Source organism: Spirosoma sp. SC4-14 (genome assembly GCF_037201965.1).
Taxonomy (GTDB): domain Bacteria; phylum Bacteroidota; class Bacteroidia; order Cytophagales; family Spirosomataceae; genus Spirosoma.
The window spans coordinates 7,715,772-7,727,482 of the sequence record NZ_CP147518.1 but is presented as its reverse complement, the minus strand read 5'-3'; the positions used below and the strand labels follow the sequence as shown (position 1 = coordinate 7,727,482).

The 11,711-nt window shown below is 47.8% G+C and carries 7 protein-coding genes; 1 reads left to right on the top strand and 6 read right to left on the bottom strand.

Translation table 11 applies throughout. The annotated features are described in order from the left end of the window. Positions 1-8: 8 nt before the first annotated feature. Positions 9-590, bottom strand: a complete 582-nt coding sequence (locus WBJ53_RS31955; RefSeq protein ID WP_338873980.1) for a peptidylprolyl isomerase — start codon at positions 588-590, stop codon at positions 9-11. 562 nt (positions 591-1,152) lie between these two features. On the opposite strand from WBJ53_RS31955, the gene WBJ53_RS31950 reads away from it, so the two are divergent. Then, positions 1,153-7,542, top strand: a complete 6,390-nt coding sequence (locus tag WBJ53_RS31950) for an alpha-2-macroglobulin family protein (protein WP_338873978.1) — start codon at positions 1,153-1,155, stop codon at positions 7,540-7,542. Between the two features lie 460 nt (positions 7,543-8,002). Here WBJ53_RS31950 and WBJ53_RS31945 read toward each other — a convergent pair whose 3' ends face one another. From WBJ53_RS31945 to trpB, 5 genes are all read right to left on the bottom strand, one after another. Beyond that, entirely contained in the window at positions 8,003-8,380 is a 378-nt protein-coding gene (locus tag WBJ53_RS31945) for a Rid family detoxifying hydrolase (RefSeq protein ID WP_338873976.1), read from the bottom strand. An 87-nt stretch (positions 8,381-8,467) separates the two neighbouring features. Continuing rightward, positions 8,468-8,803: a phage holin family protein gene (locus WBJ53_RS31940; protein WP_338873974.1), complete on the bottom strand. Its 336-nt coding sequence runs from the start codon at positions 8,801-8,803 to the stop codon at positions 8,468-8,470. 89 nt (positions 8,804-8,892) lie between these two features. Then, complete coding sequence (hisIE, locus tag WBJ53_RS31935) at positions 8,893-9,516, bottom strand: bifunctional phosphoribosyl-AMP cyclohydrolase/phosphoribosyl-ATP diphosphatase HisIE (protein WP_338873972.1); 624 nt, start codon at positions 9,514-9,516, stop codon at positions 8,893-8,895. Positions 9,517-9,533: 17 nt separating this feature from the next. Next, a complete protein-coding gene (gene trpA / locus WBJ53_RS31930; RefSeq protein ID WP_338873970.1) occupies positions 9,534-10,340 on the bottom strand; it encodes a tryptophan synthase subunit alpha in 807 nt (268 codons plus the stop codon). Positions 10,341-10,507: 167 nt separating this feature from the next. After that, positions 10,508-11,707 (bottom strand): tryptophan synthase subunit beta, encoded by a 1,200-nt coding sequence (trpB, locus tag WBJ53_RS31925; RefSeq protein ID WP_338873968.1) that lies wholly within the window; start codon positions 11,705-11,707, stop codon positions 10,508-10,510. Between the last annotated feature and the right edge of the window lie 4 nt (positions 11,708-11,711).

Below are 11,711 nucleotides of genomic sequence, written 5' to 3'. Positions count from 1 at the left end.
TTAGGCCGTTATTTCACCTCGTAGCCTAGTTTTTTTAGTTGGGCAGCCGTCAGGTTCAGCACATTTACATCCAGCTTAATTGGTGTTAGTGGCGTATCGGTCGAGTCGGTTTTTACGGCTACAACAGCATCAATAACATCCATACCCTTAAAAACCTGACCAAACACGGTGAACTTATCGTCTAAACGGTGCTCTCCTTTTTTGTTCTGAACAATGTAAAACTGGCAACCTGCCGATAGCATTTGCGGGTTATTGTCGCGCCCCGCTCCTACTGCGCCGTATACGTGCCGGATGTTGGGCCGAAATTCTGGTTTCAGCAAATAGGGCGAATTGGCAAAACCTTCGGGCGTGTCTGGGCAACCGCCCTGCGCCACAAAATTGTTGATAACCCGGTTAAACGTCAGCGTATCCCAGTAGTTCTGATTGGCTAGTTTTATAAAACTGGCTTTGTGATTTGGCGTTTCGTCATAGAGCCAGAAAAGCACTTCGCCCATGTTTGTTTTGATCTGGCCAATTGGATACGTTTTTTCTGGCCTGGGCGGAGCTACGAACGAAGCGATATAAACAAAAAGTAGTAGAAGGTTTGGCATGTGCTAAAATGAAAAATGTTGTTAACAGTGTTAATTAGGGGATTTGTTCGGTAAAAAAATAAACGTAAACTCAACGGCCACTCTTTTATAAGCTGAGTTCGTCGGAGTTCGAGAGCTTCAGCGAAAGTTCTACTAATAAAACTGCCACCAAGCTTAGGATACGGATCTGTTGATGCTTTTAGACTGTGAATGTAAGAATCAAAATGAGAATATAGCTTTTGACTGGTTATCGACTTAGGGGAATCTTCAATAAAATAGTGTCTAAATAGCGCTAATGGCAGTTGAATCAGCGTGTAAGGGGTTAACTTACCGAATTGGTCGAAAGAAATCATACCCTATTAGCTATGGTTCTGAAAAGTAACTAGTTTATGTGAAATCTTGCATAATTTGGTTAAGTTATACGTGCTTTGTTAAACCCTCCTGCCTAAATCAGAGTCATAGTTTAAGAATTCGCCAGACACGGTCAACCTGATTTAGAGTCATTATCTAACCCCAAAAACAGCGTTGTGGAAAAACAGCCCTACTTTCATCTATCCCAACGATTCTACCTTCGTAACAAGCTATGCACTACCTCCTGACATTATTTTTTGCTATGGCCGCTTTATCTGCTTCTGCTCAGAGAGGCTCCAATACGCCACCAAAGCAACCCGACTACGCCCGCGACTGGAAACGAGCCGACTCATTAGCTGATAAAGGATTGCCAAAGTCGGCGCTCGATATTGCCAACCGTATCTATAAGGAAGCGAAGGCTACACACAACTATGCACAGGTTGCTAAAGCGGCCATGCACCGAATGATTTTTAGAAGCTATTCGGATGAAAATGCTTACGTTGAACTGGTTCGCTCAATGCAGGCCGATATTCTGGATACGCCAGAGCCTGCCAGGTCGGTCTTACAGTCGGTTATGGCCAATATTTACTGGCAGTATTTTCAGCAAAATCGGTATAAATTTTATAGTCGTACTACTGTTAATCAGTCTGTTAACGGTGTTAAGGGTTCGGGTGTACCTACCGATACAACGAACGATTTTCGAACCTGGGATGCACAGCATATAGTAAGAGCCATAACAGAAGCTTATCTGGCTTCGGTCGAACAAAAAGAGCTGTTGCAGAAAACACCCATTACGGAATTTGATGCCCTGCTCGACAAAGGTGATGCCGATGCCCGGCCACTTCGGCCAACGTTGTATGACCTGTTGGCCCATCGGGCCATTGGTTTTTTTCAGAATACAGAACCCGATTTGCTGAAGCCTGTTTTTTCGTTCGAACTCGATCAGCCTGGTTATCTCTCCATTCCCGATGTGTTCGCCAAACTACCTATTCAGAGCCGCGACTCGCTGTCGGGACGTTATCAGGCGCTGCTATTATACCAGCAATTGCTGTCGTTTCATCTGGCTGATCCTAACCCGGCGGCATTGGCCGATGCCGATGTATTACGGCTTGAATTTGTTCATCGGCACAGCGTAGGGCCCAATAAAGATTCGCTCTATCGCCAAACGCTTGAAACACAAATTGCCCACTATAAAAACCAGCCTGCCGAAGCAGTTTATGCGTATCAGTTGGCGGAGTTTCTGGCCAATTTTTCGTCCCCCGTTCGTCCCCTTGGCGACGATTTGTCTACCGACGATTCGGAGAAACTATCACGCTGGAACAACAAGCGGGCCGCCGACATCTGCCGGGATCTGGTAAAGCGATTTCCGAAAGAACTGGCCGGGCAAAAGGCATTGCAGTTGCTGAACCGATTGCTGAAGCCTTCCTATACGGTGCAGGTCGAACACATCAATGCGCCGGAGCAATCGTTTCGGGCATTGGTAAATTATCAGAATGTAAACAAAATTAATTACCGGATTATTCGGTTATCCCTGCCCGAGCTGGAGACCTACCGCAATATTAATGGCGACGATGCGGCCAAACTCAGGAAGTATAAGACCTGGCTGAAACGGCCGGTTTTAGCCGAGCAGTTCGTTACACTTCCCGACGACGGTGATCTGAACCGGCATTCAGTCGAAATGCCGATAAGAGGCTTGCCTATAGGCCATTATCTATTGCTGGCAACCAGCGACGATAGGTTTCAGGAAAAAACAGAATCCGTTCAGTACACGGTTTTTTCAGTTTCTAATCTGAGCTATTTGCTGCAACCCCGAAATAATAAGGAGCCGGGGCAGCAGATTGTCATTGCTAACCGATTGGATGGGGCTCCGGTTGCCAATGCAACCGTTACAATTGCTGAGGGAGCAACTCTTAACAGTAGCCGTAAACCTGTTCGAACAAATGCCGATGGGGTTGCCCAGTTTTTGGTTCAGGATATTCCGGCCCAAACGCCTTTCAGCTACCTGATTGCCAGTGGTTCCGATACAATTTCCTCTGATCGACAATACTTCTACCGCTATTCCTCGAACCCGAACGAAGATGTATCGCAGACGTATGCGAAGCTATTTACAGATCGGGCTATTTATCGACCAGGGCAATTAATTTATGTGAAAGCTCTGATTTATGAAGGGAAAACGAATCAATATACGGTTGTTGCTGATCGGGAAATTGATGTAGAACTAATCGACCACAACGGCGAACGTGTGCTGGAACAAACCATGCGTACCAACGAATTCGGGACATTCAATACCAGTTTTACGGCTCCGGTTGGTAAACTAACTGGCACTATGACCATTCAAACAGCTTTTGGTTCGGCCAGCGTTCAGGTTGAAGAATACAAACGGCCAACGTTTGAAGTGAAGGTTAAACCCATCAAACAGTCGTTCAAACTCGATCAGACTGTTTCATTAACAGCCGAAGCCAAAACATTTTCGGGGGCCGTTGTCGATGGGGCCGATGTGCGTTATCGCGTTGTTCGAAAACTTCGGGAACGGTGGTATTGGTGGTATCGCCCCCGGAATACAAACCAGACCGAAATTGCCAACGGAACGGCCCAAACTGATGAGAAAGGTAATGTTACGATTAGTTTTCCAGCCACGCCCGATCGCCAGAAATCCCGAGAAGACAGTCCCGTTTTCGACTACGAAGTCACGATTGATGTAACCGACCGTGCTGGCGAAACCCGCAGTGCAACGCAAACCCTGAGCATTGGCTATTCTGCCTTGCAGGCTGAACTGACCGCGCCGGAACAGATTGAAAAAAGTACCCCCGATTCGTTACTGGTTCGGATAACGAATCAATCGGGCGAAAAAGTGGCGGCAAAAGGACAGCTAACGATTTATAAGCTACAGCCGCCAACGCGTGTGTTGCGCGATCGGTTATGGAATCGGCCCGATCGGCAGTTGCTCAGTCGGGAAGAATTTGAGCGGCTGTTTCCACATGATTTATACGCCAGCGAAAACGATCCGCGTAGCTGGCCCAAAGGCGAAATTGTGCAGCAGCAGGTTATCAACTCTCCGGCCGACTCGCTCATAAAACCAGACATGAGTCGGTATGCAGTTGGCGAATACCTGGCGGAGCTGACCGTAATTGATTCGTCTGGCGAGAAATCGACCGATCAGGCGTTTTTTGCGGTAGTTGATGATAAACAACCTACCGCTTTGGTTCGGGCCGATGGCTGGTTGCAGGTGCGTAAAGCTACTGCCGAGCCGGGTCAGGAAGTGGTGTTCTGGGCGGGCAATAGTCAGCCGGGCTGGGTGTTGATGAGCGTCGAAGAAAATCACTCCATCATACGGCAGGAATGGCTCAAAACCGATGGTCGGCCCCGGCGGGTGGCTTTGCCCGTTACCGAAAAGCAACGTGGCGGATTTGCCGTTCATTTCGCAATGGTTCAAAACGGACGGCTATATCAGAAATCGCAGACCATAACGGTTCCGTTTACCAACAAACAACTTACGATTCAGACAAAAACATTTCGTAGTAAGCTCAAACCCGGTCAGCAGGAAGAATGGACGCTCACTATCGGTGGACTTAATAAAATGCCTGCCGAATTGGTAGCTACCTTGTATGATGAGTCTCTTGACGCCTTCGCCCGGCTCGACTGGCCAACGTCGTTCTACCAGTCTTATTTCCCGATGTTTTACGGATGGCAGTCGGGAAGTTTTAATATGCTAGCCACCAATCCACTGTTCTATCCGAATCGCCCAGAGTTTCAGGTTCCAGTCCGGCATTATGACCAGTTAGGCTGGATGGGGTATCGGTTTTCGCTTTACAACAATCGCCTGTTTAGCCATTCTCCTGTTGGGCCTTTTGGCGAAGTCGATAATGCTATTCGGATCAGCGTTCGTCGGTCAGGAAAGGTAATTAGCGGCACCATGAAAGCTAAAGATGGTTCGGGCGTGGCGGGCGTGAATGTGTTGATAAACGGAACTACGCAGGGAGCAGTTTCTGACGGGAAAGGCCAGTTTTCTATTGAAGTTGATTCTGATAAAAAACCAATTACGCTGGTGTTTTCGTCGGTTGGCTACATAACCGAAGAAGCAACCATTAAACAAAAAGCAATTTCGTTGCGCTTGATGCCCGACGAAAGATCGTTGAGCGAAGTGGTGGTAGTGGGCTATAGCACTCAGCAAAAACGATCTGTAACGGGTGCCGTGGCGAAGATGAGTGCCCGAAGCGCCCCAATGGCTTTAGATAGTAGAATGGCCGGTGGAAAGCAAGAAGAGTCGGATAATAGTGGAACCGGTGATACAAAAAAGCAGCCTGAACTTATCAACCCTCGCCGGAATTTTAATGAAACGGCTTTCTTTATTCCGCAGGCTACCACCGATGCAAAGGGGCGGGTTGTGCTCAAATTCACCATGCCCGAAGCCCTTACGCGCTGGCGGCTGCTGGCCTTTGCGCATACGAAAGACCTGAAAACCGGAACGCTCGAACGGGAAATCATCACCCAGAAAGAGTTGATGATTACGGCTAATGCCCCCCGCTTCCTGCGCGAAGGTGATACCATTCGTGTATCGGCCCGAGTCAACAACCTGACCGATAAGCCCATGTCGGTGATGGCAACATTAAACCTATCAGATGCGTTTACGGGTGAACCACTGAATCAGAAACTTCTCCGGTCGAACATACAGCTATCGACGAATGTGGCTGCCGGACAGGGGCAGGCCGTAGCCTGGACGCTTGTTGTGCCTTCGGGGCTCGAAACGGTTTCCTGCCGTTTTACGGCTCAAGCCGGAAACTTCTCCGATGGCGAAGAGTTTACGGTGCCTGTGTTGCCTAACCGAATGCTCGTGACCGATACACAACCTTTTTGGGTGAACGGTAAGGAAAGCAAAGAATTTAAATTGAAAGAGCTGGCCAATCTGAACCCCGAACTGCCCGTTCAGCATGAGCGGCTGACGGTGGAGGTAACAAGCAATCCATCGTGGTATGCCTTGCAGTCGTTGCCCTATCTGATGGAGTATCGCTACGAATGTGCCGAGCAACTTTTCAGCCGGTTGTATGCCAATAGTCTGGCGGCTCATATCATCAATAGTAAACCCGCCTTTAAGCAGGTTGTAGACGAATGGCAGAAAAACCCACCCCGGACACCCTTGATGGCGAACGACGAGTTACGGGCGGTGGCGCTGGAAAACTCACCCTGGCTGGCCGATGCCCGTTCAGAAGCGGCTCGTCAGGCGCAATTAGGCATCCTGCTCAATCAGAACCGAATGGTGAACGAGCAGGAGCGAGCTTTCGAAAAACTGCAACAGCTACAAACCACAGGCGGAGGGTTTCGGTGGTTTGGCGGTATGGAGCCGAGCCTGTCCATGACACTGCATATTCTGAGCGGTTTGGGGCATTTGCAAAAATTAGGCGTGCGCTTCTCTGAAGCTTTGCAACCCGAAGTTGCGGATATGCAGGCAAAAGCAATTCAATATGCTGATGCCGAAATGAAAAAATGGGTGACCGACCAGAAGAAAAAGAAGACCGTCGATAGCTGGTATTTTTCGGCAACCCAGTATCTCTACGCTCGTAGTTTTTATCTGGATAAGCCTGTCGATAAAGATGTGCTGGCCTATTTGAAACAACGTGTTTCGGAAAACTGGCTCAAACAAAGTTTGCAGGGGCAGGCTTTGTCGGCACTGGTGCTATACCGCTTCGGTGATAAAACTACTGCTGATAATATTCTGAAGTCATTACTCGAACGGAGTCGGCAGTCGGAAGAACTGGGGACCTACTGGCCTGATAATACCGCCGGATTATTCTGGTATCAGACGCCCATCGAAACGCAGGCCTACCTGATCGAAGCGTTCGACGAAATTCGGCAGGATCGGGTTGCTGTCGACAACATGAAACGATGGCTATTGCGACAGAAGCAAACACAGTCGTGGTCATCGACCAAGGCTACTACCGAAGCCATATATGCCTTACTGCTGCGCGGTAGCGACTGGCTTGGCACAACAGTAACTACGCAGGTTAGTCTGGGCGGGCAACCCATCGAAAGTCGGGTAACGAAAACGGAGCAGATTACGGGCTACCAGAAGGTAGTTTATGCCGCATCTGAAATCAAACCCGAGATGGGCGTTATCCAGATTACGAAAAAAGCCGACGGACCTGCCTGGGGAGCGTTGTACTGGCAACATTTTGAACCGCTCGATCAGGTGATGCCAGGTAGTGCTGGGTTATCGGTTCAAAAAACGCTGTATGTACAACATGACTCGCCTTCAGGCCCGGTCATCAGCGCCATCGACGCTAAGACTGCGCTGAAGCCCGGCGATCTGATCAAAGTGCGACTGGTTCTGAAAACCGATCGGGCAATGGAATATGTTCACCTGAAGGACAGCCGTGCGTCGGGATTCGAACCCGTGGCCGCTTTGTCGGGCTACAAATTCCAGAATGGTTTAGGATACTATGAATCGCCCCGCGATGCCAGTACCGATTTTTTTATGAGTTATCTGCCAGTGGGTACGCACGTATTCGAATACGATTTGCGAGTTGCCCAAACTGGCGACTTCGCTGCTGGTGTTGCTACAGTGCAATGTTTTTATGCTCCTGAATTTTCGGCTCATTCGGCGGGCACTCGGGTAAACGTGAACTAGCAGATAGTGTAGCGTGCTTTATCCTTAAAGGCGTTTCTCGACTTTGTTTAGAGATAGCGCTTTTAAGGGTAAGTCAATTCTTAGCTCAAAGGATTGAATAGAATGTTATTATTTATTCATGTTTAAAAAATTAAAAAAAAGTACACTAATTTACTTTTTTGTTTAGTATTGTTTATTTTTAGTAATACATTAAGTTTTTATCTAACAGTGTTAGGTTAATTTTTGTTATATATATAGCATTTACAAAAAATAATACATAAAATAAATATATATTTATAATATAGATTTTGTTCTTTATTTGTGAAATGGTCATAATTTATGGCTTTTTTCTTTGAAAAGTGTAGTAAGATTTAACAGTGTTAACTATCTTATAATAAGTTAGTTGATTTAATTGATGCTCTGGTTATATGTTGGGGAAATTAAGTCGATTTACCCGCAATTTCTGGAGAATTATTCTCGGCTATGCAACAATCGCTACAGCTTCCAGCTCAATCGTAAAGCCATAGTGCAACGGCAGAACAGGCACTACTGAGCGAGCGGGGCGATGGTCGCCGAAAAATTGTGCATAAGTTGCGTTGACTGTACTCCAGGCTTCCATATCGGCGATATAGATCGTAACCTTTACTACTTTCTGGCGATCGCTACCGGCGGCCGTCAGAATAGCATCGAGATTGCGCAGAACCTGCTCGGTTTGTTCGGAGATGGTGGCATCGGTAAGTTTTTCGCCTGTGGGTGTAATCGGTAAAATGCCGGAAACAAATACAAGATCGTTATGGACAATAGCCTGAGTGTAGTGGCCTCCTGGCGCTGGCGCTTCTGTTGTTTGAATGAAAGTCATGCTTGCTAAACGTTTTCTAGTGCTCAAAAAAAGAATGCCACAAGTTAGAACTCGTGGCATTCTTTTTTTGAATGAAAAATAAGGAGACTATACAATCGAGTCCAGCAAGGCCGTCACTACGGATACAACAATGCTGAACAACAGGGCCGCAATGAAGCCAGAAACGTGAAAAGCAGGAACCAGCGACGAAGTCAGATAGACCATCAGCACGTTAAGAACCAGTAGAAACAAGCCCAGTGTCAGAATCGTGATCGGTATTGTCAGGATCGTTAGAATTGGCTTAATGAAGGCATTCAGAAAGCCCAGTACGATGGCAACGACTAAATAAGTGCCGGCACCGCCCGTTACCGAAATGCCTGGAATGAACAAACTAGCAACATAAACAGCCACTGCGCTGATGAGGATACGAATAATCAGTCCCATGAAAAAAAAGCTTGTGTTTGGTGAGTAACGCTGTTCAAACACCGCTGTGATGCATCGCAACGTTGAAGAAACAAACCTGAAACCTGAAGCTATTGTTTTTGGTGGCGGGTCTGTAAAACGGCAATAACATCGTCTAAGCCAATATTTTTCTGTTCAAGCAGCACCAGAAAGTGGAAGAGCAGGTCGGCCGCTTCGCCTTTAAACAGATCATCGTTATCGTCTTTAGCCTCGATTACCAGTTCAACAGCTTCTTCGCCTACTTTCTGAGCAATTTTGTTTACTCCGCGGTTAAAGAGTGTAGTGGTGTATGATTTATCGGTTGGGTTAACCTTACGATCGTGAATAATGCTTTGCAGGTAATTCAAAAACTGTCCCTGGCCCGCACCGGCGTTTTCCGTATTAACTTCATCGAAGCACGTATCGGCACCCGTATGGCACACTGGTCCGGCTGGATTTGCTTTAATCAGTAGGGTATCGCCGTCGCAATCTACCAGAATTTCCTGTACGTGCAGAAAATTACTGGAGGTTTCGCCTTTAGTCCAGAGCCGCTGTTTACTTCGGCTAAAAAACGTTACCATCTGTTCGGCAAGTGTTTTGTTGTAGGCGTCGCGGTTCATGTAGCCCAGCATCAGCACTTTGCCGGTTTTAGTGTCCTGAACAATGGCCGGAACCAGCCCATCAGGCGATTTGTCAAAATTGATATCAGCATTCATGCCACAAAGGTAAGTCGCTAAGCGCGAATCGTCTGCACAAACGACCGGATGCTCTCGGCTGATGTGCCTTTTTCCTGTAAATGCCGGATAAATGCACTACCAACAATAGCGCCATTGGCATATTGGCTGGCCGTATCGAAGGTTTCCTGATTATTGATGCCAAATCCAATCAGCCGGGGATTGCGCAGATTCATGGCCTGAATCCGCTCAAAGTAGGCTTTCATCGAATCGCTGATTCCTTTTTGCGAACCAGTAATACTGGCCGAAGACACCATGTAAATGAATCCATCCGATTCCTGATCGATATGCCGAATCCGGCTCTCCGATGTTTGGGGAGTAATCAGATTCACATTCAGAATGCCATACTCCCGGAACGTCTGGGCGTAGTCTGCCAAATAGAGATCGAGTGGTAGGTCGGGCAGGATAACCCCATCGACACCCACTTCCTGACATTTTTTACAGAAATTTTCGACACCATACTGCAAAATAGGATTGATGTATCCCATCAGGAGAATCGGCACAGTAATCGGACCGCCAGATTGGTTCTGGCGGCAGCCTTCAAGTTGTGCAAACAACTTTTTCAATGACATCCCATTTTCGAGTGCCTTGTTGTTGCTCTGCTGAATAGTTTCACCATCGGCAACGGGGTCAGAGTAAGGCATGCCAATTTCGACCAGATCGACACCCGCCTGCTGCAAGCCGCGCAGAACGGTTACTGTATCGTCGAGTTCAGGAAAGCCAGCGGTAAAATATACATTTAATAACCGGTTGCTTTTATGAGCAAACAGGTCGGTAATTCGGTTTTGGGTTAATGTTTGTATCATATCTGTATGTTGGTCAGTGGTCAATAGTTATTGGTTAATAGGTCATTAGCCATTGGTAATGGGACACAGAGGAAACTTACATACGCATAAAAACTCTGTGCCCTCTGTGTCTCTGTGGACAATAAATATTCCTCGCAGACAACTGACCAATAACCACTGACCATTGCCTAAAGATGCTTAGAATAGGTTGCTAAATCTTTATCGCCACGACCGGACAAACAAACGACGACCACATCGTCGGCCTTAAGATTCATTTTTGACAAGGCTGCCAGCGCATGAGACGATTCCAGCGCAGGAATAATGCCTTCGAGTTTACTTAACTGAAAGCCAGCCTGTAGGGCTTCGTCGTCAGTGATAGCGTAGAATTCGCCACGGCCCGAATCGAACAGATGGGCATGAAGTGGACCAATACCCGGATAATCGAGCCCGGCCGAAATAGAGTAGGGTTCAATAACCTGCCCATCTTCGGTTTGCATCAGAATGGTCCGGCTACCGTGCAGTACGCCCGGCTTGCCGAGTGCCGTTGTTGCCGCTGAGTGGCCCGACGATACCCCTTGCCCTGCTGCTTCGGCCGCAACCAGACGAACCGATGGCTCATTCAGAAAATGGAAAAAAGTACCAGCTGCATTACTGCCTCCACCCACACAGGCCACCACATAGTCGGGGTTTTGGCGACCCGTTTTAGCAAGTAGTTGCTTTTTGATTTCTTCTGAAATAACCGACTGGAATCGGGCAACCATATCGGGGTAGGGATGAGGCCCCACAACCGAGCCAATAATATAATGCGTGTCGACGGGATTGTTGATCCAATGGCGCATAGCTTCGTTGGTGGCGTCTTTAAGTGTCTGGCTGCCCGACGTAGCCGGAACCACCGTAGCGCCCAGCATTCGCATCCGGTCGACGTTGGGCTTCTGGCGCTCCATGTCGATGCTTCCCATATACACAATGCACTCCAGGCCCATCAGGGCGCAAACTGTAGCCGTTGCTACACCATGCTGACCGGCACCGGTTTCGGCAACAATCCGTTTTTTACCAAGTCGCTGGGCTACCAGAATTTGCCCAATCGTATTGTTGACTTTATGCGCGCCCGTATGACACAGGTCTTCGCGTTTAAGGTAGATGGTGGCACCAATTTTTTCGGACAGTCGCTTTGCCAGAAATAGCGGAGTTGGCCGCCCTACGTAGTCTTCGAGCAATTGCCAGAATTCGGCCTGAAAGGAAGGGTCGGCAATAATCTGGAGATAGTTCTGCCGGAGTTCTTCAACATTAGGATAGAGCATTTCGGGAATGAAAGCTCCGCCGAAATGGCCATAAAAGCCTTTATCGGAAACCTCAAACGAGGTTGTTGGTTCAAGAGTGGTTTGCATGGTA